The 26,741-nt window shown below is 73.0% G+C and carries 24 protein-coding genes and 4 tRNA genes; 22 read left to right on the top strand and 6 right to left on the bottom strand.

Annotated features, from left to right (window positions below; all coding sequences use genetic code 11):
- Nucleotides 1-44: 44 nt before the first annotated feature.
- The 4 genes from QRT05_RS12730 (at nt 45) to QRT05_RS12715 (ending at nt 5,100) form a co-directional block, all read left to right on the top strand.
- Entirely contained in the window at nt 45-1,424 is a 1,380-nt protein-coding gene (locus tag QRT05_RS12730; protein ID WP_289447636.1) for an FAD-dependent oxidoreductase, read from the top strand.
- A gap of 68 nt (nt 1,425-1,492) precedes the next feature.
- Nucleotides 1,493-2,368 (top strand): zinc metalloprotease HtpX, encoded by an 876-nt coding sequence (gene htpX / locus QRT05_RS12725; protein WP_289447635.1) that lies wholly within the window; start codon nt 1,493-1,495, stop codon nt 2,366-2,368.
- 72 nt (nt 2,369-2,440) lie between these two features.
- Nucleotides 2,441-4,615, top strand: coding sequence for an LPXTG cell wall anchor domain-containing protein (locus QRT05_RS12720; protein ID WP_289447634.1), 2,175 nt, complete (start codon nt 2,441-2,443; stop codon nt 4,613-4,615).
- A gap of 65 nt (nt 4,616-4,680) precedes the next feature.
- Nucleotides 4,681-5,100, top strand: coding sequence for an organic hydroperoxide resistance protein (locus tag QRT05_RS12715; protein ID WP_289447633.1), 420 nt, complete (start codon nt 4,681-4,683; stop codon nt 5,098-5,100).
- A 55-nt stretch (nt 5,101-5,155) separates the two neighbouring features.
- On the opposite strand, the gene QRT05_RS12710 is transcribed toward QRT05_RS12715, so the two are convergent.
- Nucleotides 5,156-5,653, bottom strand: coding sequence for a YajQ family cyclic di-GMP-binding protein (locus QRT05_RS12710; protein ID WP_289447632.1), 498 nt, complete (start codon nt 5,651-5,653; stop codon nt 5,156-5,158).
- A gap of 170 nt (nt 5,654-5,823) precedes the next feature.
- On the opposite strand from QRT05_RS12710, the gene QRT05_RS12705 reads away from it, so the two are divergent.
- The 6 genes from QRT05_RS12705 (at nt 5,824) to QRT05_RS12680 (ending at nt 7,505) form a co-directional block, all read left to right on the top strand.
- A tRNA-Tyr gene (locus tag QRT05_RS12705) sits at nt 5,824-5,905 on the top strand.
- 147 nt (nt 5,906-6,052) lie between these two features.
- Nucleotides 6,053-6,125 (top strand) — tRNA-Thr (locus QRT05_RS12700).
- A gap of 54 nt (nt 6,126-6,179) precedes the next feature.
- Nucleotides 6,180-6,256, top strand: a tRNA-Met gene (locus QRT05_RS12695).
- An 82-nt stretch (nt 6,257-6,338) separates the two neighbouring features.
- Nucleotides 6,339-6,509 carry a 50S ribosomal protein L33 gene (gene rpmG / locus QRT05_RS12690; RefSeq protein WP_028045094.1) on the top strand — a complete coding sequence of 57 codons (171 nt, stop codon included), beginning with the start codon at nt 6,339-6,341 and terminating at the stop codon, nt 6,507-6,509.
- A gap of 124 nt (nt 6,510-6,633) precedes the next feature.
- Complete coding sequence (locus tag QRT05_RS12685; protein WP_289447631.1) at nt 6,634-7,083, top strand: FAS1-like dehydratase domain-containing protein; 450 nt, start codon at nt 6,634-6,636, stop codon at nt 7,081-7,083.
- Nucleotides 7,083-7,505, top strand: a complete 423-nt coding sequence (locus tag QRT05_RS12680; protein ID WP_289447630.1) for a MaoC family dehydratase — start codon at nt 7,083-7,085, stop codon at nt 7,503-7,505. Before QRT05_RS12685 ends, QRT05_RS12680 begins: the two co-directional genes overlap by 1 nt.
- A 20-nt stretch (nt 7,506-7,525) precedes the next feature.
- Here the strand turns inward: QRT05_RS12680 and QRT05_RS12675 are convergent, their stop codons facing one another.
- Nucleotides 7,526-8,617, bottom strand: a complete 1,092-nt coding sequence (locus QRT05_RS12675; protein WP_289447629.1) for a LacI family DNA-binding transcriptional regulator — start codon at nt 8,615-8,617, stop codon at nt 7,526-7,528.
- A 159-nt stretch (nt 8,618-8,776) separates the two neighbouring features.
- On the opposite strand from QRT05_RS12675, the gene QRT05_RS12670 reads away from it, so the two are divergent.
- Genes QRT05_RS12670 through QRT05_RS12660 form a run of 3 tightly spaced genes read left to right on the top strand, consistent with a single transcriptional unit; the run spans nt 8,777 to nt 12,426 of the window.
- Nucleotides 8,777-10,069, top strand: coding sequence for an MFS transporter (locus QRT05_RS12670; RefSeq protein WP_289447628.1), 1,293 nt, complete (start codon nt 8,777-8,779; stop codon nt 10,067-10,069).
- Nucleotides 10,070-10,086: 17 nt separating this feature from the next.
- Entirely contained in the window at nt 10,087-11,328 is a 1,242-nt protein-coding gene (locus QRT05_RS12665) for an MFS transporter (protein WP_289447627.1), read from the top strand.
- Nucleotides 11,329-11,337: 9 nt separating this feature from the next.
- Entirely contained in the window at nt 11,338-12,426 is a 1,089-nt protein-coding gene (locus QRT05_RS12660; RefSeq protein ID WP_289447626.1) for a UDP-N-acetylmuramate dehydrogenase, read from the top strand.
- Nucleotides 12,427-12,444: 18 nt separating this feature from the next.
- Here the strand turns inward: QRT05_RS12660 and QRT05_RS12655 are convergent, their stop codons facing one another.
- On the bottom strand, nt 12,445-13,461 hold the full coding sequence (locus tag QRT05_RS12655; RefSeq protein ID WP_289447625.1) for an adenosine deaminase: 1,017 nt from the start codon (nt 13,459-13,461) through the stop codon (nt 12,445-12,447).
- A 124-nt stretch (nt 13,462-13,585) separates the two neighbouring features.
- Here QRT05_RS12655 and QRT05_RS12650 point away from each other — a divergent pair, with 124 nt between their 5' ends.
- Nucleotides 13,586-15,445, top strand: a complete 1,860-nt coding sequence (locus QRT05_RS12650) for a variant leucine-rich repeat-containing protein (protein WP_289447624.1) — start codon at nt 13,586-13,588, stop codon at nt 15,443-15,445.
- Nucleotides 15,446-15,496: 51 nt separating this feature from the next.
- Here the strand turns inward: QRT05_RS12650 and QRT05_RS12645 are convergent, their stop codons facing one another.
- Complete coding sequence (locus tag QRT05_RS12645; protein ID WP_289447856.1) at nt 15,497-16,723, bottom strand: pyridoxal phosphate-dependent aminotransferase; 1,227 nt, start codon at nt 16,721-16,723, stop codon at nt 15,497-15,499.
- Between the two features lie 167 nt (nt 16,724-16,890).
- On the opposite strand from QRT05_RS12645, the gene QRT05_RS12640 reads away from it, so the two are divergent.
- The 5 genes from QRT05_RS12640 to rplA all read left to right on the top strand — a co-directional run bounded on the left by QRT05_RS12640 (nt 16,891) and on the right by rplA (nt 19,738).
- A tRNA-Trp gene (locus tag QRT05_RS12640) sits at nt 16,891-16,963 on the top strand.
- 144 nt (nt 16,964-17,107) lie between these two features.
- Nucleotides 17,108-17,389 carry a preprotein translocase subunit SecE gene (secE, locus tag QRT05_RS12635; protein ID WP_289447623.1) on the top strand — a complete coding sequence of 94 codons (282 nt, stop codon included), beginning with the start codon at nt 17,108-17,110 and terminating at the stop codon, nt 17,387-17,389.
- Between the two features lie 71 nt (nt 17,390-17,460).
- Complete coding sequence (gene nusG / locus QRT05_RS12630) at nt 17,461-18,285, top strand: transcription termination/antitermination protein NusG (protein ID WP_289447622.1); 825 nt, start codon at nt 17,461-17,463, stop codon at nt 18,283-18,285.
- Nucleotides 18,286-18,367: 82 nt separating this feature from the next.
- Nucleotides 18,368-18,799, top strand: a complete 432-nt coding sequence (gene rplK, locus QRT05_RS12625) for a 50S ribosomal protein L11 (protein WP_289447621.1) — start codon at nt 18,368-18,370, stop codon at nt 18,797-18,799.
- A gap of 219 nt (nt 18,800-19,018) precedes the next feature.
- Nucleotides 19,019-19,738 (top strand): 50S ribosomal protein L1, encoded by a 720-nt coding sequence (gene rplA, locus QRT05_RS12620; RefSeq protein ID WP_289447620.1) that lies wholly within the window; start codon nt 19,019-19,021, stop codon nt 19,736-19,738.
- Nucleotides 19,739-19,837: 99 nt separating this feature from the next.
- On the opposite strand, the gene QRT05_RS12615 is transcribed toward rplA, so the two are convergent.
- The gene (locus QRT05_RS12615; protein ID WP_289447619.1) at nt 19,838-20,671 is read right to left on the bottom strand and encodes a hypothetical protein; all 834 of its coding nucleotides are present in this window, start codon (nt 20,669-20,671) and stop codon (nt 19,838-19,840) included.
- Between the two features lie 60 nt (nt 20,672-20,731).
- Nucleotides 20,732-22,525, bottom strand: coding sequence for a chymotrypsin family serine protease (locus QRT05_RS12610; RefSeq protein WP_289447618.1), 1,794 nt, complete (start codon nt 22,523-22,525; stop codon nt 20,732-20,734).
- A gap of 294 nt (nt 22,526-22,819) precedes the next feature.
- Between QRT05_RS12610 and QRT05_RS12605 the strand changes: the two genes are divergently transcribed.
- Genes QRT05_RS12605 through QRT05_RS12595 form a run of 3 tightly spaced genes read left to right on the top strand, consistent with a single transcriptional unit; the run spans nt 22,820 to nt 26,565 of the window.
- Nucleotides 22,820-23,449, top strand: a complete 630-nt coding sequence (locus tag QRT05_RS12605; RefSeq protein ID WP_289447617.1) for an RNA polymerase sigma factor — start codon at nt 22,820-22,822, stop codon at nt 23,447-23,449.
- Nucleotides 23,446-23,949: a transthyretin-like family protein gene (locus tag QRT05_RS12600; RefSeq protein ID WP_289447616.1), complete on the top strand. Its 504-nt coding sequence runs from the start codon at nt 23,446-23,448 to the stop codon at nt 23,947-23,949. Before QRT05_RS12605 ends, QRT05_RS12600 begins: the two co-directional genes overlap by 4 nt.
- A 6-nt stretch (nt 23,950-23,955) precedes the next feature.
- Entirely contained in the window at nt 23,956-26,565 is a 2,610-nt protein-coding gene (locus tag QRT05_RS12595; protein ID WP_289447615.1) for a CHAT domain-containing protein, read from the top strand.
- Nucleotides 26,566-26,741 lie beyond the last annotated feature (176 nt).

Below are 26,741 nucleotides of genomic sequence, written 5' to 3'. Positions count from 1 at the left end.
ACGTGTCCCGGCGGGGCTCCCCGACTGGAAGGCATCCGGTACTCGTGAGCACCCCGACCCTGCGCGTCGCCGTCGTCGGCGCCGGTCCCGCCGGCATCTACGCCTCGGACATCCTGTCCAAGAGCGGACTCGACGTCAGCATCGACCTGTTCGAGCGCCTGCCCGCCCCCTTCGGCCTGGTGCGCTACGGCGTCGCTCCGGACCACCCGCGCATCAAGCAGATCATCGTCGCGCTGCACAAGGTGCTCGAGCGCGGTGACATCCGCCTGCTCGCCAACGTCGACTACGGCACCGACCTCAAGCTCGACGACCTGCGGCAGTTCTACGACGCGGTGATCTTCTCGACCGGCTCGATCCGCGACGCCGCCCTGCCGGTGCCCGGTGTCGACCTCGAGGGATCGTTCGGCGCGGCCGACTTCGTCTCCTGGTACGACGGCCACCCCGACGTGTCGCGGTCGTGGCCGCTCGAGGCGCGGCAGGTCGCCGTGCTCGGCGCCGGCAACGTCGCGCTCGACGTCGCGCGGATCCTCGCCAAGCACGCGGACGACCTCCTCCCCACGGACGTGCCCGCCAACGTCTACGACATCCTCAAGGCGTCGCCGGTCACGGACGTGCACGTGTTCGCCCGCCGCGGACCGGCCCAGGTGAAGTTCTCGCCGCTCGAGCTGCGCGAGCTGGGGCACGTGCCGGACGTCGACGTCATCGTCTACCCCGAGGACTTCGAGTTCGACGAGGGCTCGATGGCCGCGATCCACTCCTCGAACCAGACCAAGCAGGTCGTCAAGACCCTCACGGACTGGACCCTGAAGGACCCGGAGGAGAACTCCGCGAGTCGCCGCCTGCACCTGCACTTCCTGCACAAGCCCGTCGAGATCCTGGGCGAGGACGGCAAGGTGGTGGGCCTGCGCACCGAGCGCACCGCGCTCAACGGGGACGGCAACGTCACGGGCACCGGCCAGACGCAGGACTGGGACGTCCAGGCCGTCTACCGCGCGATCGGCTACTTCGGCTCGCCGCTCGTCGACATCCCGTTCGACGACGTCGCGGGCGTGATCCCCAACCGTGAGGGCCGCGTGGTCGACGTCGACGGCGAGCACCTGCCCGGCGTGTACGCGACGGGCTGGATCAAGCGCGGCCCGGTGGGCCTGATCGGGCACACCAAGTCGGACGCGTCCGAGACCATCCGCCACCTGGGCGAGGACGTCGCGGCCGCGGGCGAGTCGTTCTACACGGCCACCGAGCGTGAGCCGTCCGCCGTCACGGAGTTCCTCGCCGCGCGCGGGGTGGACGTCGTCGAGTGGACCGGCTGGGAGCTGCTCGACGCGTACGAGCGTGGCCTGGGCGAGCCGCACGGCCGGGAGCGCATCAAGGTGGTGCCGCGCGACGAGATGGTCGCGGTCGCGCTGGGCCGGCCCCTGGCCTGACGCGTCGGGGAACCGACGCACCGTCGAGGTCGTTGCACGGGTGCGGCATCCTCACGGAAGGTAGGTCCATGGGTCACCGGCACTACAACGGCGTCAAGACGGCGGCACTGTTCGGCCTCATGTGGGCCGCGCTGCTCGCCATCGGCTGGCTGCTGGGCGGCGGGACCGCGCAGTACGTGCTGCTGTTCGCGGGCCTGGGACTCGTGATGACCGCGGTCAGCTACTGGAAGTCCGACACGATCGCGATCAAGGCGATGCGCGCCCGGCCGGTGAGCGAGGCCGAGCAGCCCGCGATGTACCGCATCGTGCGCGAGCTCTCCACGGCCGCGCGGCAGCCGATGCCACGCCTGTACGTCTCGCCGACCGCCGCGCCGAACGCGTTCGCGACGGGCCGCAGCCCGGCCAAGGCCGCCGTGTGCTGCACCGAGGGCATCCTGGGCATCCTCGACGAGCGCGAGCTGCGCGGAGTGCTCGGGCACGAGCTCATGCACGTCTACAACCGCGACATCCTCACCTCGTCGGTGGCCGCGGCGATCGCCGGCGTGATCACGTCGCTCGCGCAGGTCGCCTTCTGGTTCGGCGGCGACCGCGAGCGCAGCAACCCGCTGGGCGGGCTTCTCCTGGTGCTGCTCGCCCCGCTGGCTGCGACCGTCATCCAGCTCGCCATCAGCCGGACCCGCGAGTTCGACGCCGACGAGGACGGCGCCAGCCTGACGGGCGACCCGCTGGCGCTGGCCTCCGCGCTGCGCAAGCTCGAGTCGGGGACCAAGGCCCGGCCGCTGCCCCAGGAGCGGGAGCTCGTCGACGTCTCGCACCTCATGATCGCCAACCCGTTCAAGGCCGAGGGCATGGCCAAGATGTTCTCGACGCACCCTCCGATGGCCGAGCGCATCGCCCGCCTCGAGGCGCAGGCCGGCACCATTGGTGGGATCACCCGGTACTGACCCCGCCCTTTTCGCGGGTGAACACACCCCGCGGATTCGTGTCACGGCGGCGTGACAGGTGATGATGGCGTGATGAAGGCCACTCCGTTCCGCCGCCTCGCCGCCGCTGGGGGAGCGGTCGCGTTGCTCGCCGTCCTTGCCAGCCCTGGTGTCGCAGACCCGCTGCCCGTCGACGAGCCGTTCAACGGCGCGACGTTCGCGGACCCCGCCTGGGTCCTGCCAGGTGGCTCCGCGAACTCCACGACGCTGACGGGTGACGCGCTCCGCTTGACGTCGGCGTCCCCGGGCTTCCAGGCAGGCAACGCAACCCTCGACGACGCATTCCGGTCCGACGTCGCCTTCACGGTCGACTTCGACTACGCGGCCTACGGCGGCGGCAACCCCGGCGACGCGATGACCTTCTTCCTCATGGACGCCGCCCAGGACCCGACCCTCGGCGGGAGCGGCGGGTCCGCCGGGTACTACGGCATGCAGGGCGCCTACCTGGCCGTCGGTCTCGACAACGCCGGCAACTTCGCCGCCGACAACCAGTTCACCAACGCGCCCAACACGGTGGTGCTCCGTGGCCCGTCCACCGCGACCCCCGATCCGTGGCCGGTGCTCTCCCGGACAGCCGTCCCCGGCGGTTCAGTGCAGACGGTGGCCGGCTCTCCCCGCCACGTCCAGGTGGTCGTGGAGCCCAGCGGGACGGACTCGATATTCGTCACCGTCCGGGTCAACGCAGTGGCCGGAGGTCCCCTGACCACGGTGTACGACCGCGTGGACGTGCGCACGCTCGGTCGCGGCACGCCGGCCCGGCCCGCCCAGTTCAACCTCGGTTTCTCTGCCGCCACGGGCGGTGCCACCAACAACTACGAGGTGTCGAACCTCGTCGCGAGCGCTGACGTCGACCTGGCCGTGGCCAAGTCGGGCCCGGCGTCGGTGGTCCCCGGCACGCGCGTCACCTGGGAGCTCCAGGCGACGAACGACGACACCAACCCCGTGGGCGACGCCGTGCTGACCGACTCGGTCCCGGCGGGCGTCGAGGACGTGACGTGGGAGTGCACCGGGAGCGCGACCGCGTGCCCGACGCCGCCCACCGGCGCCGCCTCCGGCGGAACCATCAGCGTCCCGCTCGACCTGCTGCGGGACGAGAGCGTCACCGTGACCGTCACGGGGACGGCGACGGACGCGCTCGCCCAGTCGTCGATCACCAACACGGCGACGATCACAGCGGCGAGCCGCACCGAGCTCGCGCCCGCCGACAACGAGGCGTCGTGGACCACCCGTGTCCAGGCGCTGCCGGACCTCGCGCCCACGGTGACGGTCGACCAGAACCCGCTGCGGTTCGGTGGAGCGGTCACCTGGACGGTCGACGTCGACAACCTGGCCGACGACGACGGTGAGGCGCCCGACGCCGCGGTCTCCGTGACGGTCCCGCCGCTCGTCGACCGGTCGAGCATCACCGCTCCGGCCGCCTGCACGCCGTCCCCCGCGGGCTTCCTGTGCAGCCTCGGCCCGATCGACGCCCTCGACGGCAGGACGCTGACCTTCTCGGGTACCGCGTCGGGCGACCTCGACGACTGCACCGACGGCGACTCGAGGTTCACGGCCACGACCTCCACGTCGGCCACCGACGCCGACCCGAGCAACGACGTCGACGCGGTGGACGTGCCCTGCACGGTCCCGGTGGACCTGGCGATCACCAAGTCCGCCTCGGCGGCCGAGGTGACGACCGGCGACGACCTCACCTACTCGGTGGTCGTCGCCAACCGTGGCCAGGTCCCCGCGCCCGACACCCGCGTCGACGACGCGCTGCCCGCCGGCTTCGACGACGCCACGTGGACGTGCCGGGTCTCCGACGGCTCGCCGTGCGCGCCGGCCTCAGGCAGCGGGGACGTCGACGGCGTGACCGCGACGATCCCCGCCGGCGGCTCGGCGACGATCGTCGTCGACGGCACCGCCACGCCGGTCGGGCAGCTGACGAACACGGCAACCCTCACCGCGTGCGCTGCCTGCACCGACGCGAGCACCTCCGACGACGCGGCGACCGTGACCACCACCGTCCTCGCGGCGGTCGTCCCGCCGACGCCGACCCCGACGCCGCCCTCGCCGACGCCCACCCCGACGCCCACGCAGACGCCCGGCGACGACGGCCTGGCGACCACCGGCAGCGACGCGGGGCCCCAGCTCGCGTGGGCCGGCGCCCTGGTTGCCGCGGGCGGTCTCGCGCTCTTGATCTCCCGCCGTCGCAAGACGGGCTCCTAGCGGGGAACACTTCCATGCCGTGACCGGTTGCGCTGGGCACCTGACCGATCACGCAAGGAGCCTCCGTGGACCCGATCTACACCGCCTCAGCCCTCTCGACCGGTGACGGCCGCAACGGCCACGTCCGCACGTCGGACGGCACGCTCGACGCGGACCTCGCGATGCCGAAGGAGCTGGGCGGCGCCGGCGAGGCGCTGAACCCGGAGCAGCTGTTCGCGGCGGGCTACGCGGCGTGCTTCCACTCGGCCCTGAGAAGCATGGCGCGGGCGGCCGGTGTGCCCCTCGTCGACGACTCGGTCACGGCCGAGGTGTCCCTGCACAAGCGGGACGACGGCGGCTTCGGCCTCGGTGTGGTGCTGCGGGTCGAGCTGCCCGGCGTCGAGTCCGCCCAGGCCGACGAGCTCGTCGAGCAGGCGCACGCCGTGTGCCCGTACTCGCACGCCACGCGCGGCAACATCGAGGTCGAGCTGGACGTCACCGTCTGAGCGTCCCCGGCGCGTCCGGCGGCCTCGTCACGCGGGGCCGCCGGACCGCGGTCGACTACCGGTAGTTCACGAACTGCAGAGCGGCATCCACCTCGGCGCCCTTGAGCAGCGCGATCACCGCCTGCAGGTCGTCGCGGCTCTTGGCCGTGACGCGCAGCTCGTCGCCCTGGATCTGCGTCTTGACGCCCTTGGGGCCCTCGTCGCGCACGATCTTGGCCAGCTTCTTGGCGACCTCGGACGACAGGCCCTCCTTGATGACGCCCTCGAGGCGGTACTCCTTGCCCGACGCCTTGGGCTCGCCGTCGCCGGTGTCGAAGGCCTTGAGCGAGATGCCGCGCTTGATCAGCTTGGACTGGAAGACGTCCAGGACCGCGAGCACCCGCTCGGAGGAGTTGGCGACCAGGACGATCTTCTCGCCGCTCCACGCGATCGAGGCGCCCACGCCCTTGAAGTCGTACCGCTGCGCGATCTCCTTCGCGGCCTGGTTCAGCGCGTTGTCGACCTCCTGACGGTCGGCCTTGCTGACGACGTCGAACGACGACTCGCTCGCCATGACTTCCTCCCTCGCCCCGCTGGGGCTGCTGCTGGTCGGTCCCGTCGCGCCGGGGGCGCGACGGAGGCCGTGCGTACCCGTTTCGCTCTGGGCGCCCCGGTGTTGCTATCCTTCCACGGCACGCCACGGCGGTGCCGTCCCAGCGACGGTCCACCGGCGGCTGCATCCCCGGCGGGTTACCCGAGTGGCCAAAGGGGGCTGACTGTAAATCAGCTGGCAACGCCTACGGGGGTTCGAATCCCTCACCCGCCACGTTGCCGAAGGGGCGCTCTCCGCCAGGAGGGCGCCCCTTCGTCGTCCGCCAATGGTGGCCGTCGGGCGGCCCGCGAGCCGCGGCCGGGCGGGTCGGCGGGCGACGATTTCGTCGTCGGTGCGTCGTCTTGTACTCTTGACCGCGCTGCCCCGATAGCTCAGTCGGCAGAGCGTCTCCATGGTAAGGAGAAGGTCAAGGGTTCGATTCCCTTTCGGGGCTCTGTGGTGTGTCCGGCCCCCGCGTCGCGCGATGCGGGGGACCGGGCAGGCACATGGCGGGGTAGCTCAGGTGGTTAGAGCACACGGCTCATAATCGTGGTGTCGCGGGTTCGAGTCCCGCTCCCGCTACCAACCAAGAACGAAGCGGTGCGTCGGCCGGCGCGCTGCGATCAGGCAGAAGCGAGCGCCTCCGGGCGCGAGAGGTGGCAAGACCATGGCCAGCAAGAGCTCGGACGTTCGTCCGAAGATCACGCTCGCGTGCACGGAGTGCAAGGAGCGGAACTACATCACGAAGAAGAACCGTCGGAACGACCCCGACCGGCTCGAGATGAAGAAGTTCTGCCCCCGCGACAACCGCCACACGGTGCACCGCGAGACCCGCTGATCTCAGCCCCATCGGGGCTCTCAGTGACATCAGGCACGCCCCGGCCCTCGGCCGGCAGGCGTGCCTGTGTCGTTGCGGGCAAGGTACAGACGGACAGACCACCCGCACGACGAGGGAGCCAAGGATGCCGGTCGACACGAGCTACGCGGGGCGGGAGTACCCGCCGAACGACGTCTACGAGGTGAGCCGCGTCAAGCTCGCCGAGTTCGCGGCCGCCGTCGGCGCCACGCATGCCGCGCACACCGACGTGCAGGCCGCGCAGGCGCTGGGGCACCCGGACGTCATCGCGCCGCCGACGTTCGCCGTCGTGGTCGCGCAGCGCGCCGAGGCGCAGCTGCTCGAGGACGAGGCGGCCGGTATCGACTTCAGCCGCGTCGTGCACGCCGACGAGCGCTTCACCCACCACCGTCCCATTCGCGCCGGTGACCGCCTGGTGACCGTCCTGCACGTCGACTCGATCGTCGAGCGCGCCGGGCTGGCGATGATCACCACCCGTGCCGAGATCGGCACCGAGGCGGGCGAGCGCGTCGCCACGGTCGTCTCGACGCTGGCCGTCCGTCCCGAGGAGTCCTGATGGCTGTGACGTTCGCCGAGCTGGCGGTGGGCCAGGAGGTCGCACGCGCGGAGGTCGTCGTGGACCGCGCGCGGCTGGTGCGCTACGCGGGCGCCTCGGGCGACTTCAACCCGATCCACTGGAACGACCGGGTGGCCACGGCCGTCGGTCTGCCGGGCGTCATCGCGCACGGCATGTGGACGATGGGCGCCGCCGCCGGGCCCGTGACCGAGTGGGCCGGCGACCCGGGCGCGATCGTCGACTACCAGGTCCGCTTCACGCGGCCGGTGCCCGTGCCGGACCCCGGCTCGACGACCGTCGAGGTCGTGGCGGTCGTCGGTGCGCTCGACGAGGCTGCGGGGACCGCGCGCGTCGACCTGACCGTGGCGGTCGAGGGCGCTCGCGTGCTCGGCAAGGCCCAGGCGGTCGTCCGCCTGTCCTGAGACGGGCTGGCCCCCGAGGCTCAGGACGGGGCGGGTCCCGTCGTCGTGCCCACGCGCAGCGTCACGGGCAGCTCGCGATGGTCCGGCTCGGCGCCGGCCAGCAGGTCCCTCACGAGGTGCCCGACGGCCGCGCCCTTCTCGGTCAGCGGCTGCACGACCGTGGTGAGGACATCCGTGCCCAGCCAGGGCAGCTCGATGCCGTCGAACCCGGCCACGGAGACGTCCTGCGGGACGCGCAGGCCCAGCTCGCGCGCGGCGAGCACGACGCCCGACGCGAGCAGGTCGGACTGGCACACCACGGCCGTCGGGCGGTCGGGTCCGGAGAGCAGCGCGCGCCCGGCGGTCGCACCGTGCTCGACCAGCGACGCGGGCGTCTGCCACACCGCGACCGGCGTCACCCCGGCGTCCGCCATGCCGTCCAGGCGCCGTCGGGTGATCGCCCAGACGCGCCCCGCCAGCTCCGGCTCACCGATGAACCCCTCGCCGCGGTCCCGGTTGAGGGGCAGGGTCACGCACGCGATGCGCGTGTGACCGAGCTCGACGAGGTGCCGCGTCACCTGCTCGATGCCGCTGCGGTCGTCGATGCCCACGGCGCCGATCCCGGGCAGCAGCTGGCCCTCGACCAGCACGGTGGGGATGCCACGCCGGCGCAGGGTCTCCAGCAGGGGATCGTCGTCGCCCCCGCCCCACATGACCACGGCCACGTCCATCGCTGCCGACTCGAGCAGAGGGTCGACGCCGGGGGAGTCGGGGTCGCTCAGGCTGGGGATGAGCAGCACGCCCAGGTCGAGCGGACCGAGCGTGCCCACCAGGCCGTCGAGCACCTGGGTCGAGACCGGGTCGCGGAAGGCGCGGCGCAGGGCGTCGCCGATGACGACCCCGACGATGCCGGAGCGGCCGCGGCGCAGCTGCCGGCCCAGCGGGTTCGGACCCGCGTACCCCAGCTGGGCCGCCGCCTCGTGCACCCGCTCGCGCGTGGCAGCCGCGATGGGCCCGGCGCCCGAGAAGGCGAGCGAGGCGGTCGACACCGAGACGCCCGCGGCGGCCGCGACGTCCGCAAGGGTCGGGCGTTGGGTGGACAGCTCGTACCTCCGGGTCCAGGGCGGCAGCACGACGACCGCAAGGTGTTTGACGCAGCGGTCAGCGTACCCGCAGAATGTGCGTGACCCTCAAATCGATTCGACCTGGCCGTTCTCGTGTGGATCGAATCGATTCGACCCTGCCATGCCCCGCCATGTATCGCCACGTCCCGCCGTACGGAGCAACTCCCCGTGAACCACCCCGCCCGGTCCGGGCGCCCCGAGCTCGCCCGTGCGCGCTGGCTGCTGATGGGACTCTTCGCGCTCACTGGCATCACCTTCTCGAGCTGGCTCGCGCGGCTGCCCACCGTCCGCGACTCGCTGGACCTGTCGACCGCCGAGCTGGGCGGGATCCTGCTCGTCGGGTCCGTCGGCGCGCTGCTGACCGTCACGGCGTCCGGGATGGTCGTGCAGCGGTTCGGCAGCCGGCGTGCCCTGCTGGCCTCGACGGCCGTCCTCGCGGTCGGCTACGTGCTCATGGGCCTCGGCCCCACGTTCGGCTCCGTGCTGCTGCTCGCCGTCGGCATCTTCCTCAACGGCGTCGCCGTCGCGCTCGGCAACGTGCCCATCAACGTGGAGTCGGGCCGGATCGAGCGCGCGATGGGCCGCACGGTGATCCCTCAGTTCCACGCGGCCTTCTCCATCGGCGCGGTCACGGGCTCCGCGCTCGGCGCGGCGGCCTCGCACCTCGACGTGCCGGTCGCGACCCAGTTCTCGCTCATGGCCCTCGTCGCCGTGGTGTGGCGTCTCGCGTCGCTGCGCGGCGTGGTGCTGCCCTATGCGCCCGACGAGCTGCCCCGTGCGCGGGCTCCGCTGCCGGCGACCCGACCGTCCGGGCGGCGTCGGATCGCGTCGGCGCTCGACTCCTGGCGCGAGCCCCGGACGCTGCTCATCGGGCTCGTCGTCATGGCTGCTGCGCTGTCGGAAGGGTCGGCCAACGACTGGCTCTCGCTCGCCGTCGTCGACGGTTTCGACCGCACCGAGGCGATCGGCGGCATCGTGCTGGGGCTGTTCGTCGCGTCCATGACCGTGGTGCGCCTGCTGGGTACCCGCCTGCTCGACCGGTTCGGCCGGGTGGCGGTGCTGCGTGCGTCCGGCCTGGTCTCGATCGTCGGTCTGCTCCTGTTCGGGTTCGCGCCGAGCCTGCCTCTGGCCGGCGTCGGCGTGGCGCTGTGGGGCTTCGGCGCGGCGCTCGCCGTCCCCGTGGGTATCGCCGCCGCGTCCGACGACCCGCTCAAGTCGGCGGGCCGCGTGGCTGTCGTCTCGTCCTTCGCCTCGGTAGCGTCGATCGCGGCCCCGCCGCTGCTGGGCCTGGCGGCCGAGTCGATCGGCGCGCGGCACGCGCTCACGCTCATCGCGGTGGCGATGGTCGTCTCCGTGCTCCTCGCCCGCCAGGTCGCTCCGGAGCGCCGGGCACCCGCTCCCGCCGCGGACGGCCCCGCCGCCGCCGTCGGGCCCCGCCCCGAGCCCGTGCACGCGCACTGAGACCCGCAGGAGGATCGATGACGACTCACACCGGAGCCACCATGAGCGAGCAGCGCATCGGGGCCGCGTCGCGCGCGGTCTACGTCGTCTTCTTCTTCGCCGGCTTCAACTTCGCCTCGTGGGCCTCGCGCCTGCCCGCCGTCCGCGACGGGCTGGGCTTCTCCGAGTCGCAGATGGGTCTGCTGCTGCTGGTCGGCGCGCTGGGCTCGCTGTTCGCCCTCCCGCTCGCGGGCATCGTCGTCGAGCGGCTGGGCGCCCGGCGCACGGTGGCGGCCTTCGGGCTGATCAACGCCGCCGGGCTGGTGATCGCGTCGGTCGGCGTCGGAACGGGGTCGGTGGTGCTGACCGCCGCGGGCCTCGTCACGTTCGGCATCGGCACGGGCGTCTGGGACGCCGCGATGAACCTGGAGGGCGCGGCGGTCGAGCAGAAGCTGGGCCGCACGATCATGCCGCGCTACCACGCCGGTTTCTCGTTCGGCACCTTCGCTGCGGCCGGCGTCGCAGCCGTCGCCGCCGGGCTGCACGTGCCGGTCTGGGTGCACCTGCCGGTCGCCGTCGCCGTCGCCTCCGTGTGCGTGCTGGTCGCGGTCCGGTCCTTCCTGCCGCCCGCCGAGGAGCACGCGGTCCACCCGTCGCCCGGCCCGCAGCCCGCGTCGAGCAGCCCGCGCGGAGCCCGTGGCGCGCTCGCCGCCTGGCGCGAGCCCCGCACCCTGCTCATCGGCCTCGTGGTCATGGCCGCCGCGCTCACCGAGGGCTCGGCCAACGACTGGGTGAGCCTCGCGGTCGTGGACGGCTGGGACGCGCAGGACGCCGTGGGTGCGCTCGGTTTCGCGGTCTTCGTCGGCAGCATGACGACGGCCCGGTGGTTCGGCACGTGGGTGCTCGACCGGTGGGGCCGCGTGGCCGTGCTGCGCGCCTGCAGCGGGCTCGCCCTCGTCGGCCTGGTGCTGTTCGGCCTGGTGGGCCCTCTGTGGCTCGCCGTCGTCGGGGTGATCCTGTGGGGCGCCGGGGCGTCGCTGGGATTCCCGGTCGGCATGAGCGCCGCCTCCGACGACCCGCTGCGCGCCGCCGCGCGCGTGAGCGTGGTCTCGACGATCGGCTACAGCGCGTTCCTGGCCGGCCCGCCACTTCTCGGCCTGCTCGCGCACCACGTCGGCTACCGGCACGCGCTGCTCGCGATCACCATCCCCGTCGTGCTCGGGCTCCTCGTCACCAGCGCCGCCGCTCCTCTGCGCACGTCCTCCACGAGCGGCGACTAGCCTGGCCGGGTGACCGACGTGACCACCGCTCCCGCACTGTCCGACCTCACCACGCTGCGCGTGGGCGGTCCCGCGAAGCAGTACGTCGCGACGAGCACCGAGGCCGAGCTCATCGACGCGGTCCGCACGGCGGACGACGAGGGCACACCCCTGCTCGTGGTCGGGGCGGGCTCGAACCTGCTGGTGGCCGACGAGGGCTTCGACGGCGTCGTGGTCCGCGACGTGCGCGGTGGCATCGACGTGCCCGACCACTCGGCGTGCGCCGGCGTGACCTATCAGGTCCCGGCCGGAACGCCGTGGGACGAGGTGGTCGACGAGGCCACGAGCCACCGGCTCTACGGCATCGAGGCGCTCTCGGGCATCCCCGGTTCCACCGGTGCCACCCCCGTCCAGAACGTCGGCGCCTACGGGCAGGACGTCTCCCAGACCATCGCCACCGTCCGCGTCTGGGACCGCGGCCAGGCCCGCGTCCGCACGCTGCCCTACGTGGACCTCCAGTTCGGCTACCGCACCTCGCTGCTGAAGCGCTCCATGAGGCACACGCCCGACGACGAGCGCAGCCCGTGGCACCCCACGCCGCGCTACGTGGTGCTGGACGTGACGTTCCAGCTCCGGCAGGGCACGCTCTCGGCGGCGATCGCCTACCCCGAGCTCGCGCGCACGCTGGGCGTCGCCGTGGGGGAGCGCGCGCCGCTGCTCGACGTCCGTGCCGCCGTCCTCGAGCTGCGCGCGGGCAAGGGCATGGTGCTCGACGCCGCCGACCCCGACACGGCGAGTGCCGGTTCGTTCTTCACCAACCCGATCCTGACGGCGCACGACGCGCAGAGCCTTCCGGCCGGCGCGCCGAGGTTCCCGGTGGCCGATGGCGCCGTCAAGACGAGTGCCGCCTGGCTGATCGAGCACGCCGGCTTCGCCCGCGGCTACGGCGACCCCGCCCGCGCGGCCCTGTCCAGCAAGCACACGCTCGCGGTGACCAACCGGGGTGGCGCGAGCGCGGCCGAGCTCGTGGCCCTCGCGCGCGAGGTGCGCGACGGCGTGCGCAGCACCTTCGGCATCACGCTGGAGGCGGAGCCGGTGCTCGTGGGCGTCTCCCTCTAGCCTGAGCCGTCCGAGGGTTCAGCCCGCGAGCCAGGCGTCGACGCCGGCGAGCAGCCGCGCCTTCGTCGCGCCGGACGCGCGGCTGGCGCGGATGGACGAGCGCGCGAGGTCGGCCAGCTCGGGATCGCTGAAGCCGAGCACGTCGCGCGCGCTCTGGTACTGCGCGACCAGCCGCGAGCGGAACAGCAGCGGGTCGTCGGCGCCCAGCGCGACCACGGCTCCCGCCTCGACCAGCGCGCGCAGCGGCACCTCGTCCGCCGAGCGGTACACGCCCAGGGACACGTTCGAGGCCGGGCACACCTCCAGGGCGATGCCGCTCGCAGCCACCCGCTCGAGCACGCGGGGGTCCTCCGCCGAGCGCACGCCGTGGCCCAGCCGGTCGGGCACGAGGTTGTCCACGACGTCCTCGACGTGGGCGGGGCCCAGCAGCTCGCCGCCGTGCGGGACCGAGGCGAGGCCGGCTCGTCGGGCGATCGCGAACGCGGCGGCGAACTCCGCCGTCTCGCCGCGCCGCTCGTCGTTCGACAGCCCGAAACCGACCACCTCGCCGGGCCCGTCACCGGCGTGCCGCGCCGCGAGCCGCGCGAGCGTGCGTGCCTCGAGCGGGTGGCGCATGCGCGAGGCGGCGACGATCACCCCGACCTCGATGCCGGCATCCTGGCCCGCCTGACGGGCCGCGTCGAGCACGATCTCCAGGGCCGGGGTGAGGCCGCCGACGAACGGCGCGTAGGACGTCGGGTCCACCTGGATCTCGAGGCGCCCGGACCCCTCGGCGGCGTCGTCGAGCGCCGCCTCGGACACGATCCGGCGCATGTCCTCCTCGCCGCGCACGCACGCACGCGCCGCGTCGTACAGGCGCTGGAACCGGAACCACCCGCGCTCGTCGGCAGGCACGCGCAGAGGGTCGTCCTCGAGCAGCTGCGCGGGCAGGCGCACGCCGTGCCGGGCGGCCAGGTCGGCGAGCGTGGAGACCCGCATCGAACCCGTGAAATGCAGGTGCAGGTGCGCTTTGGGGAGGTTGTCCAGATCACGCACGCGGTCAGTGTGCCATTGCCCGCCGAGCATCACCCGGACGGCTGGCGTAGCGAGACGGAACCTGGCAATACCCTGTGGGCGGCCGTGCCGCACGTGCGCCGGCGGGGGGCACCGGGAGGGCACCATGACATACGACGACTCGACGATCGCGGCGCATCCTCAGGCTCCGGCCGCGGAGCTCGCGCGCATCGTCAACCAGCGGCCGGATCTGCGTGCGGTGGTGGCTGCCAACCCGGCCGCCCAGCCCGCGCTGCTCGACTGGCTCGGCTCCCTGCGCGACCCCGCCGTGGACGCCGCCCTCGCGACGCGTGCCGCGCAGCAGGCGGCGGCGGCCCCCGCTCCCGCGGCGGCGGCCAGCTGGGCGCCGGCACCGCTCTCCGCCGCCGGCACGAGCTGGTCACCCGAGGCGGCCCCGGCCGGCTCGACCGTCCCACCGCAGGCGGCGACGCAGGGCTGGGGCCAGCCCGCAGCGCAGGCGTGGGGCCAGCCGGCGTCGGCCGCCGCGGCCACCGCTCCCGCCTGGGGCGGCGCCGGGGCCACGACCGTCGTGCAGGAGCTGCAGTTCGAGCCCTACGAGCCGGAGACGCGCTCGCGCAAGAAGCTCTGGATCGGCCTGGCCGTGACGGGCGTGGTGCTCGTGGCCGGCGGCGCGCTCGCCGCGTACCTCATGGTGTTCAGCAAGCTCGGCGGGGCAGCGACCCCGGAGGCGGCGGTCACCCAGCTGATCGAGGGCGCCGCGCAAAAGGACGGCGTCGCCATGTACGGCGTGCTCGCACCCTCCGAGGTCTCGTCGCTCGGCGACATGATGTCCCCGCTGGCCGACGCGACGGACGAGCAGGCCGATCCGCAGGCCATGCTGGACCTCCTCGACACCCTCGACATCGACCTGACCGGTCTCAAGACGTCGAGCGAGACCATCGGCACCGGTCTGGCCAAGGTGTCGATCGTCGGGGGCACGCTGACCGTCGACGGCGACGCCAAGGAGATCACGGCCGCGCTCGGCAAGGTCTACGGGCCCGTGATGGGCACGCAGGGCATGTCCGCGACGGACCTCGACCAGATGATGGACGAGGCGGCCACGGAGCTCGACAAGCAGCTCCCGTGGACCGTCGACGCGGCCGACCTCACCTGGGACACCGACCGTGGCACCAACCGGCCGTTCCTCGTCTCCGTCAAGGAGGGCGACTCCTGGTACGTCAGCCCCCTGATGTCGGTGGGCGAGTACGTCTTCACCTCCGGGTCGGCCGACCTGGTGCGCGGAGCGGTGCCGACGCAGGACGGCAAGGGCGCTGCGTCGCCCGAGGAGGCAGGCGTCGCCTTCACGCAGGCGCTGGGCCAGCTGTTCGCCGGCGACGCGGGCCCGCTGGCGGGAGTGCTGCCCACCGCCGAGGCGCGGTTCGCCGCCGTGTACGGCCAGGCGTGGCTCGACGAGCTGGACGAGGAGGACTTCGAGGGCGTCCCCACGGTCGAGGAGGCCGCGTTCACCTCCACGTCGATCGGTGACGGGCTGGCCCGCCTGAAGGCGACCAAGGTCGTCTTCGGCGGTGACGAGCCGGTCACCATCGAGGGCACGTGCGCCACCGACCCCACCGGCAACAAGCTGTGCCTCGCCGACAGCAAGATCGGCCAGCAGCTCGGGCTCGACCAGCTGGGTCTCGTCTCCGTCAAGGACGACGGGGGCTGGCGCGTGTCGATCCTGGCGACGTTCGGGGACATGACGCGCATCGTCGCGGACAAGATGGCCGAGCTGAAGGCGTCCGGTGAGCTCGACGAGGGCTCGCTGTTCTCGGAGCTCATGATGGGCTCGGCCGGCTTCGCCGGGGGACCGCTCGAGGACTCCGGCCTCGGCGACACGTCGGACGAGTGGCCGAGCCCCGACTCGGACCTCGGCGGCGGCTACACGTTCGACGAGGACGGGAACCTGCTCGACGCCGACGGCAACATCGTCGACCCGAGCCTGGGTACGGCCGAGTCCGGGGACTGACGCCGGCACGTCGGCGGCGGGCGCACCCGCCGCCGACGTCCGGGCGCGAGCCTAGACCGCCTCGCCGAGCAGCTTCTGGATCCGGCCGACGCCCTCCACGAGGTCGTCGTCCGACAGCGCGTACGACAGCCGCAGGAACCCGCTCGGCCCGAACGCCTCGCCGGGCACGACCGCCACCTCGGCCTCCTCGAGGATGAGCGTGGCGAGCTCGGCGGACGTCGTCACGGTGACACCGCGGATGGTGCGACCCAGCAGGCCCTCCACCGACGGGTAGGCGTAGAACGCGCCCTGCGGCGCCGGCACGGTGACGCCGTCGATCGCGGCCAGCATCTCCACCATGGTGCGCCGTCGGCGGTCGAAGGCCGTGCGCATCTGCTCGACGGCCGTGAGGTCACCGGTGAGCGCGGCGATGGCGGCGCGCTGCGAGACGTTCGCGACGTTGGAGGTCAGGTGGCTCTGCAGGTTCGTCGCGGCCTTGATCACGTCGGCCGGGCCGATCATCCAGCCGACGCGCCAGCCCGTCATCGCGTAGGTCTTGGCCACGCCGTTGAGGACGATGGTGGTGTCCTGCAGGGCGGGGACCACGCGCAGCATGGGCGTGAACACCGCGTGGTCGTAGGTGAGGTGCTCGTAGATCTCGTCGGTGATGACCCAGATGCCGTGCTCGAGCGCCCAGCGGCCGATCTCGGCGGTCTGCTCGGGGGAGTAGACCGCACCGGTCGGGTTGGACGGCGAGCAGAACAGCAGCGCCTTGGTGCGCGGCGTGCGCGCAGCCTCGAGCTGCTCGACGGTGACGAGGTACCCCTGGTCGACGCCCGCGAACACCTCGACGGGCGTGGCGCCGGTCAGCCGGATCGCCTCGGGGTAGGTGGTCCAGTACGGCGCGGGCAGCAGCACCTCGTCGCCCGGGTCCAGCACGGCGGCGAACGCCTGGTAGACGGCCTGCTTGCCGCCGTTCGTGACGAGCACCGACGACGGCGAGACCTCGTAGCCCGAGTCCCGCAGCGTCTTGGCGGCGATCGCCTCGCGCAGCGCCGGCAGCCCCGCGGCCGGCGTGTACCGGTGGTTGGCCGGGTCGGCGGCGGCGGCCACCGCGGCGTCGACGATGTACGACGGTGTCGGGAAGTCCGGCTCGCCGGCGCCGAAGCCGATCACGGGGCGCCCGGCGGCCTTGAGCGCCTTGGCCTTGGCGTCGACGGCGAGCGTCGCCGACTCGGCGATGGCTGCCAGACGGGCGGAAACACGGGGACGGGAGGTCGACTCGCTCACGGCTCCCATAGTGGCAGAGGTCACGCTCGGTGACCGCAGCCTTTCGACTCCGGGTGGGGGCGGTTCGACCCACCGCCTCGCGTCGCGTACAGTGATCCGTCGGCGGTTGACGAACGCCATGATGGTCCGCGCCCTGCGAAGGCTCGCTGGTCCATCGTGACGATCAGGGCCGTCGTAGGGCAGTGGCGCAATTGGTAGCGCAGCGGTCTCCAAAACCGCAGGTTGCAGGTTCGAGTCCTGTCTGCCCTGCGCACGCAGTCCCGTTCGGTCGCCCTCGGGTGGTCACCGGGGATGTGCGAGCAGGACCGCCGGACGGTCCGGCGCGACGCGTCGGTCGTCCGCGGCGTCGGCACCCGCTCCGGGACCGACCACGACGAGACGTAGGGGCCAGACGTGAGCGAAACAGCAGCCTCCGCTGCGCCGGGCGCCGACGCGCCGCGCACGCCTCACTCGACGGGCAAGTCGTCGAAGGAAGCGCGCAAGGGACTCTTCGCCCGCATCGCCCTGTTCGTCCGCCAGGTCGTCTCCGAGCTCAAGAAGGTCGTCCGCCCGACGCGGTCCGAGCTCGTCACGTACACCTCGGTGGTGCTCGTGTTCGTGGCTGTGGTCATGGCGTTCGTGACCGTGATCGACATCGGCATCGGCAAGCTGACCTTCTGGATCTTCGGCGGCTGATCCGCCCGACCGTCGGTCGACATGCCCGCGGGGTCGCCCCGCACCAACGTTTTGAGAAAGCAGGTTCGCACGTGTCGCAGGAGTCGCAGGAGCCCACGCCGGCCGCCGCCGAGCTCGAGGACGCCCTGGCGTCGGTCGAGGCGGTCGAGGCCCAGCAGGGCGACGTCGACGTCCCCGCCGTCGACGGCGAGACCGAGCAGGCGGACGACGAGCACGCCGACGACGCCCAGGCGGACGACGAGACTGCCGACGGCGCCCAGGACGAGGTCGCGCAGGCCGACGAGCCCGACGTCGAGGAGGACCCGGTCGCCGCGTTCAAGGCTCAGCTCAAGAGCCAGTTCGGCGACTGGTACGTCATCCACTCCTACGCCGGCTACGAGAACCGCGTGAAGGCGAACCTCGAGAACCGCACGCAGAGCCTCAACATGGAGGACTTCATCTACCAGGTGGAGGTCCCCATGGAGGAGGTCGTGGAGATCAAGAACGCGCAGCGCAAGGTCGTGCGCCGCGTCCGGATCCCCGGCTACGTCCTGGTCCGCATGGACCTGACCGACGAGTCGTGGGGCGCCGTCCGCCACACGCCCGGCGTCACCGGCTTCGTCGGGCACACGCACCAGCCCGTGCCGCTCACGCTCGACGAGGTCTTCTCGATGCTCGCGCCCACGCTCGAGGTCAAGGCGCCCGCCGCCGCGGCCGGTGGCGCGAAGGCCGCCCCGAAGATCCAGGTCGACTTCACGGTCGGCGAGTCGGTCACCGTCACCGACGGGCCCTTCGACACGCTGCCCGCCACGATCTCCGAGATCAACGCCGAGAACCAGAAGCTCAAGGTTCTCGTCTCCATCTTCGGCCGGGAGACCCCGGTCGAGCTCGCCTTCAGCCAGGTCGCCAAGATCTGACTGGGTCGCCCCGCCCCGGGGCGCCATTGCAACCGGGTCATCGCCCACGGCGTAGGTCCACGAAGAGGAAACGGAAGGCATCATGCCCCCGAAGAAGAAGGTCACCGGCCTGATCAAGCTCCAGATCAAGGCCGGCGCCGCCACCCCCGCGCCGCCGATCGGTCCGGCGCTGGGTCAGCACGGCGTCAACATCATGGAGTTCTGCAAGGCCTACAACGCGGCGACCGAGGCCCAGCGCGGCAACGTCATCCCCGTCGAGATCACGGTGTACGAGGACCGCTCGTTCACCTTCATCACGAAGACGCCGCCGGCCGCCGAGCTCATCAAGAAGGCCGCCGGTGTGGCCAAGGGCTCGCCGACGCCCCACACGGTCAAGGTCGCGACCCTGACCCAGGAGCAGGTCCGCGAGATCGCCTCGACCAAGCTCGAGGACCTCAACGCGAACGACCTCGCCGCCGCCGAGAAGATCATCGCCGGCACGGCGCGTTCGATGGGGATCAAGGTCGAGGGCTGATCAGAGCGCAGACGCAGGTAGGGCGAGCGCAGCGAGCCCTGCCGGAGTCGGAGCGGCGATCAGCCCGAGAAAGAGGGACAGCGGGCACGGCGAGCCGCAAGGACGAGCCGAACGTCTGACCCGCATGGAACAGCGAGCCACCCAGGCTCCCTGAGGAAACAGTGGCAGGGCCGGTGCGGCCCGACGAAGACCACGACTGCTACCAAGGAGAACGAGCAGATGCCCAAGCACAGCAAGGCGTACCGCGCCGCCGCCGAGAAGGTCGACTCCGACCGGATCTACTCGCCGCTCGAGGCCGTGCGCCTCGCCCAGGCGACGTCGACCACCAAGTACGACGCGACCGTCGAGGTCGCGTTCCGCCTCGGTGTCGACCCGCGCAAGGCCGACCAGATGGTCCGTGGCACGGTCAACCTGCCCCACGGCACGGGCAAGACGGCCCGCGTCATCGTCTTCGCGACGGGTGAGCGCGCCGAGCAGGCCCGCGCGGCCGGCGCCGACGAGGTCGGTGGCGACGAGCTGATCGACAAGGTGGCGAAGGGCTACACGGACTTCGACTCCGCCGTCGCGACGCCCGACCTCATGGGCAAGGTCGGTCGACTGGGCAAGGTCCTGGGCCCGCGCGGCCTGATGCCGAACCCGAAGACCGGCACCGTGACCATGGACGTCGCCAAGGCCGTCGCCGACATCAAGGGCGGCAAGATCGAGTTCCGCGTGGACCGTCACGCGAACCTCCACTTCATCATCGGCAAGACGTCGTTCTCCGACGTCGCCCTGGTGGAGAACTACGCCGCGGCGCTCGACGAGATCCTGCGTCTGAAGCCGTCGGCCTCGAAGGGTCGGTACATCGCCAAGGCGACGATCTCGACCACCAACGGCCCCGGCATCGCGCTGGACCAGAACAAGACGCGCAACCTCACGTCCGAGGACGACGCGGCCTGACGCTGCTGATCCGTACGACGAAGGCCCGATCCCCCCTGCGGATCGGGCCTTCGTCGTTCGTCGGCCTCCCGCCGAGCCCGCTCCCCCCTGCGGAGCGGGCTACACCGGTGGAGCGCCGGCACGCCGCCGGGCGTCGCCCGTCGGGCTCCCGACGGACGCGCCCAGCAGCGCCAGCGGCCGGCTCCACAGACCCGACAGCCAGGCGAGCGCCTCGTCGTCGGGCTCGGACAGGACGGCCAGCTGGGCCGTCCACTCGACCGCGGTGGTCAGCGTGCGTGCCACAGCCATGTCCCGGGAGGGCAGGGCGTCGCCGCCGTGCGCCCGGTACCGGCTGACGAACGTCGCCGCGGGGTCGATGCCCCATCGCGGGTCGAGCGCGGGGCCGAGCGCCACCGCGAGCCAGTCGGCTGCGGTCGCGACGTCCCACCGCGGGTCGCCGAGCACCCCCCGGCACGGCGACCCGTCGGCTGCGTCCAGGTGCGCGCGCACGGTGCCGTGCTCGCGCTCGATCGTCACGACGTCCCCACCGGGGTCGCCGTGCGTGTTCTGCACCGCCGACCAGCCGGCCAGCGTCCGGTCGAGGGCCCGCTGCGTGGCGGGGTGCGCCCGCACGGCCCAGACCTGGCCGGCTTCGACCGGGAGGTCGTCCAGCCAGGCCGGCAGCCCGTCCTCCAGCACCCAGGGCAGAGCCGGCTCGGCAGCCGTGATCGACACGCGCGAGCGGTGCAGGCCCACGAGGGCCGAGGCCCAGGAGCCGAGCATCGACACGAGGTCCGCGCGGAGCCGGGGCGACGGCCCGAGCTCGTGCATCCGCTCGACGACGTCCTCGAGCTCGCGCACCAGCGGGCGACGGGGCAGGTCGGTCGAGCCGTGGGTGGGCTGGACCGCGTGGAGCGCCGGTCGACGGTCGACGGGGTGTGCGACGTCGGTCACGGACATGCCTCGTTCCTCTCTCGTGCGTGACGGTCTGATGCCTGCCGGTCGGTGGCCCGGTCAGCGTCCCCGCGTGATGGCGGCGATGTAGCCGGCCCAGAACGCTTCCCGCAGGCGCAGGGCAGCGACGATCCGGGCGCGGCTCTGCGGGGCGGACGGCGCTCCGGTCGCGCCCTCGGTGAAGGGCTCGGTGAACGGTTCGGTGAAGGGCTCGGTGAACGGCTCGGTGAACGGCTCCGTGAAGGGCTCTGTGAACGGTTCGGTGAAGGGCTCCGTGAACGGGTCGGCTCCGACGGCCTCGGTGAACGGTTCGGTGAAGGGCTCGGTGAAGGGCTCCGTGAAGGGTTCGGTGAACGGCTCCGTGAAAGGTTCCGTGAACGGGTCCGCGCCGACGGCCTCGGTGAACGGCTCCGTGAAGGGTTCGGTGAACGGCTCCGTGAAGGGTTCGGTGAACGGCTCCGTGAACGGCTCGGTGAAGGGTTCGGTGAAGGGTTCAGCCCCGAGCGCCTCCGTGAACGGCTCCGTGAACGGCTCGGTGAACGGCTCGGTGAAAGGCTCCGTGAACGGTTGCCCGTGCACCCCGCCCGACCCACCGGGGCGACGGGCGCTCGCGCCGGCGTCCTGGCTCCCGGCCCCGTCGGTCCAGGCACCGGGCGCGGGACGTGCTGCCGGTCGTGCCGCCGGACGCGCGTGCGCCTGACCGTCACGGCCTGCTGCGGGCCGCCGCCGGCGCCGCGAGCCGTAGGCCGCCGAGATCGGCGGCAGCGCCGCGCCCCAGCTGCTGAACGCCGGCACACGGCGAGCCTGCGCCGCCTTCGACCGCGCAGCGGCCAACGCGCGGGCGCGCTGCACGCTGAGCACGTCGACCCCCAGCGTGTCCTGGACCACCGCGATGGGGCTGGCCACCGCGAAGCTGCCGTCGTCCTCGCCCGCCCACAGCAGCGCGACCACCCGGCCCTGCTCGTCGACGACGGCGGAGCCCGAGTCGCCGCCGGCCGAGAACGGCTCGCCGCCGGTCGGCTCGATGCGGACCTGCTCCCGCAGGGTGCGCCACCCGATCCCGGGACCGAAGTCGACGGACGTCGTGTAGTCGGTCGAGGTGACGGTGCCCGTCCGCAGCCCGGTGGTACGGCCGCTCTTGCGGACCGCCGCGCCTTCCGTCGCCGGGGTGGACCCCGTGACCGGACCGATGCCGACGATGCCAGGCAGCCAGCGCGCGCCGGGTGCCAGGGCCACGACCGCTGCGTCGATACGGTCGGTGAGCGTGCCACGCACGAGCGCGCCGATCCGGTCGGTGCGCGGGTTGCCGCGGTCCGCGAGGGCGGGCTGGATCCAGGTGCTGCCGAGGTCCTCCAGACCGTCCCCGGCGGCGACGTGCCAGTTGGTGAGGCCGAAGGTGCGGCCGGTGTGCCGCTCGACGACCAGCACGCCCAGCGTCCCGTTGACCGTCCGTCGCTGCGCGACGCCGTCGACGGGGATCGTCACGGAGTCGGCCGGGCCGAAGCTGAGCCCGCCGGCGAGGGGACGGGTGCGCAGCCGGGTGGCGGGGGCGTCGGCGGTCTCGTCGGCCGCCTGCTCCTGGACCGAGAGAACCGAGACACGGTGCTGCACCACGTCGGTCGGGATGCCGTCGATGGTCGCGGGGATGCGCTCCGCGTCGTCCAGCTCGTCGTCCCCCCGCTTGGCGGCGACGTGGACGACGATCGCCTGACGCCCGGTCGGGGCGCCGCCGGACCACTTCTCGCCGATGTCCACGCCGATCACGCCGCGGCGGGCGAGCAACGCGTCCTCGACGTTGCGCTTGGTCGGGCGGATCTGGTCGCGCGTGAGGTCCGCGCTCTCCTGCTCACTCATCTCGGGCGTCTCCTGGGGGATGGGGCTCGAACGGGCAAACTCTGGCCGCCGCACCAGTCCTCGAACCGCTGCGGCACGACGTCAAGAGTCCCGCCTCCGACGGCAGATACACACGAACGGGTGAAGAAATCCGGGCGTGTATCTGGGACGGCGCAGCAGCACTCCTTCCGGGCGTTCCGAGTCAGGACCAGCCGCCGCCCGCCAGGCGCCGACGCCGGTCCTTGTCCGGTTCGTGAGGGCCGCCCTACTCTGGCCGGGGCGGCCGCCCGACGAGCCAGCTGTGAGGGGTCCATGATGAGTGACGACCTGGTGGAGCCGGTCGACACCGCGCTCCGCGACCAGGGGGAGGGCCTGGCTGACCAGGCAGCGCGTGCGGTGCTCGCCTACCGGGCGGGCGAGACGGCACCGCTCGCTGCGCTGGTGCAGGTCATGACGCCACTGCTGTGGCACACCGTCCGTGCCCAGGGTGCCGACCAGGAGCAGGCCCAGGACATCGTGCAGAACGTCTGGCTGACCCTGGTGCGGGACATCGAGCAGATCCGTGACCCGCGCGCCACGCTGCAGTGGATGCTCGTCACCGCCAAGCGCGCCGCGTGGCGCACGGTGCGCCGCTCGCGCGACGAGCAGGTGCGCCAGACCAACGACGAGCACGCCACCGACTGGCTCACCGCGCCGGCCGAGGACCTGCCCGAGAGCGTCGCGGTCCGTTCCGAGCGCGACGAGGCGCTGTGGAACCACGTCCGCGTGCTCCCCGACCGGTGCCGCAAGCTGCTCGGCCTTGTCGCGATGGTCGAGCGACCCGACTACGCGGTCGTCTCCCGAGCCCTCGGGATGCCCGTCGGGAGCATCGGCCCGACGAGAGGCCGATGCCTCGCCAAGCTTCGCGCAGCACTCGCCGCCGACCCCACCTGGAGCACCTCATGAGCCCCGACGAAGCCACCCTCTCCCTCCTGGCCGGCGGCTTGCTCGACGAGGAGGACCGGGCGATCTTCGCGAGCCTGGCGCGCATGGTCGACGTCGCCGACCCGGTGCCGGAGGGTCTCGTCGACCGGATCGGCATGGCGCTGACCATCGAGGCGCTGCACGCCGAGGTCGCCGAGCTGCGGCTCGTCGGCGAGCCGGCGCTCGCGGTGCGTGCCGACGAGACCAGCATCGAGGCCGGCACCATCACGTTCACCACCGACGTCCTCACGGTCATGATCTCGGTCCACCCCGAGGCGGGTCTTATCCGCGTCGACGGCTGGGCGGCACCCGCCGAGGAGATCGAGGTCGAGCTGCACCAGGGTGGTGACATGACGGTCACCACGTCCGACGAGGACGGTCGGTTCTCGTTCGTCGACGTCGAACGCGGCCCCGCCCGACTCGTCCTGCGCCGCCCGTCCGACCCCACCGTGCCGGTGGTCACGCCCCAGATCGAGCTCTAGGCACACATGTCACCAGAGCACGGCCCGGCTGCGGCCGGTCCGTCAGCACTCGATGCGGTTGCCGAGCAGGTCAGCCGCGCCGACGCCGACAACGGGGAGGGGCGGCCCGAGCGCGCCCGCCGGCGGCTGCTGGCGGCGCTCGCGGCGCTCGACGAGATCGACGCGAGCGACACGGACCCCGCCGTCGTGCGCGTGCGTGCGCGTGCTCTGACCGAGCTGGTCAAGAGCGAGTCCGAGACGGGCAGCCGGGCCCGTGCGGCGGCGGACCGGCTCGCGGCCATGGTCGCCGCGGGCGCAGGCACCGTCTGGCCCGGCCTGCAGCCCGCAATCGACGGGACCCGCGGGCTGGCGGCGCTGCGCGCAGGTCGGCACGCCGACGCCATGAGCCTGCTCACCGCGGTCATCGACGCGCTCGACACCGCCGACCCGATCGACGGCTGCCGCGCCCTGCTCAACCGCGGCGTGCTGCACATCGAGCGCCGCGAGCTGGGCCCGGCGCGCCAGGACCTGGCCGAGTGCGCGCGCCGGTCGCGCCGCGCAGGCTTCGAGCGCCTGCTGTTCAAGGCCGAGCACAACCTGGGCTACGTCCACTTCTACGCGGGCCACCTGCCGGAAGCGCTCGCCCAGATGGAGGCGGCCGGCCGGTCCCTGCCCGGACCGCCGCGACCGACCGCCCTGCGCGACCGCAGCGACGTGCTGCTCGAGGCCGGGCTGGTGGGCGTCGCCGACAGCACGCTGGCCGAGGCCGCGGCCATGTTCGCCGCCCAGCGACTGACCCGCGACGTCGCCGAGTGCGAGTTGGGCCGCGCGGAGTGCGCCCTGCTCCGGGGCGACCTGGAGGCCGCGCGCCGGTTCGCCGCCTCCGCGCGGCGCAGGTTCCGGCGCCGCGGGGACGAGGCGTGGGCCGTCCGCGCCACGCTCCTGGCCCTGCAGGCGGACGCCGCCTCGTTCGCGGCAGCGCCCGCGCGCGGGAGGACCCGCACGGCGTGGACGGGCCTGTCCCGCCGCGCAGCCGTGCTGGAGCAGCTGTGCGCCGCCACCGGGCGCCGCACGTGGGAGCTCGCCGCGTCGTACGTCCGGATCGAGGCCGACCTCGCTCGGGGTGCGGTGCGCGAGCCGGGGGCGCTGCTCGACGCGCTGGGACCGGTGCGCACCGACGACCCTCTCGCGGTGCGGCTGCACGGCCGCCGCATCCGGGCGATGCTCGCCCTCGCCGCTCACGAGCCCGCCCGCGCGGGCCGCTACGTCCGTGCCGGCCAGCGCGACCTCGAGACCCACCGTGCCCGCTTCGGCTCCCTCGACCTGCGGACGGCGGGGGCCGTGCACGGCACGGCTCTGGCCGACCTCGACCTCCAGCTCGCCCTCGACACCGCGCGCCCGTCGGCGGTCCTCGAGGCCGTCGAGCGTGTGCGCTCCGTGATCAGTGGCTCGCCGCGCGTCAGCCCGCCGAGCGATCCGGAGACCGCCGAGCTGCTCTGGGACCTGCGCCGGCTGATCGACGCGGGCCGCGGGGCGCCGGACCTGCCTGCGTCCGACCCCGTGCGCATCCGCCACATGCGCGAGGCGCAGCGGCTCAAGCACGAGATCCTCGCGCGCTCGTGGCACGAGCGGGGGACGGCACGCGGGGCCCGGGCGACACGCTCTGCCGAGGTGCGTCGAACCCTGGAGGACCGCTCGGGGAGCGTGGTGCTCGACGTGCTCGAGCACCGTGGCGACCTGCTCGCGGTGCGCGTCGACGCGTCCAGCACCGTGCTGCACTCGCTCGGCCCGGCGGCCGGTCTCGCCGAGCAGGTGCGCCGCGTGCACGCCGACCTCGAGGTGCTGGCCAACCCGCTCGTTCCGGCTGACCTCCGCGCGGTGGCGAACCGGTCGCTCGACCGCAGCCTGGCCCGTATCGAGTCGCAGCTCGAACCGGCGCTGCGCGCGCCCGGCGAGCTCGTGGTCGTCGCGGGCGGCTGGCTCGGCGTCCTGCCGTGGTCCCTGCTGCCCGCTCGCGCCGGGCTGCCGACGGTCGTCGCGCCGTCCGTGCACCACTGGATGCGTTACGCGGGTACCGCGGCGCCCCAGCCGGTGCGGGTCAGCGTCGCGGCGGGGCCGGGCCTGCGGCACGCGGAGACGGAGGCCCAGGAGATCGGGCGCCTGTGGCCGCAGGGGGAGGTCCTCGTCGGGCAGGAGGCGACCGTCGCGCGCATGGTCGAGCTGCTCGCGTCGCCCGGGGTGGTGCACCTCGCCGCGCACGGCCGGCACGAGCCGGACAACCCGCTGTTCTCGTCCGTGCGGCTCGCCGACGGCCCGCTGTTCGCGCACGAGCTGGACATGGGCGGGACCGTGCCGGAGCTCGTCCTGCTCTCGTCCTGCGAGGTGGGACGCGCCAGCATCCGGGCTGGGGGAGAGGCGCTCGGCCTGGCGAGCGTGCTGCTGCGCACGGGGGTGGGGTGCGTGGTCGCGGCCGTGGCCCCGCTGCCCGACGAGACCGCGCTGCGCGTCATGACCCGCACGCACGCGCTGCTCCGCGACCAGGTGCCCATCGCCCAGGCGGTGGCGACCGCCGTCGAGGAGCACCGGGCGCAGAGCGGGGCGCTCGTGCCGCTGGTCTGCTTCGGCGCTCCCGTGTGAGGCGCCGGTCCTCGACGGATTTGGTCGGGGCGTGCCCATCGCGTACTGTTGCTCCCGCCCAAGACCGCCGGTTGTCGGCCCGACTCGTCGGACCGCCCGAAGTCCCGCTCAGCGGGAGCCAGCGCAGGTGAGAGTTCAGCTTCCCGGACCTGGTCCGGATGTCGAGCCCCGCGCCT

It is taken from the genome of Cellulomonas edaphi, assembly GCF_030362815.1.
Classification (GTDB): domain Bacteria; phylum Actinomycetota; class Actinomycetes; order Actinomycetales; family Cellulomonadaceae; genus Cellulomonas; species Cellulomonas edaphi.
Note: the sequence above shows the minus strand (reverse complement) of the source record. Positions and strands in the feature narration are given on the sequence as shown.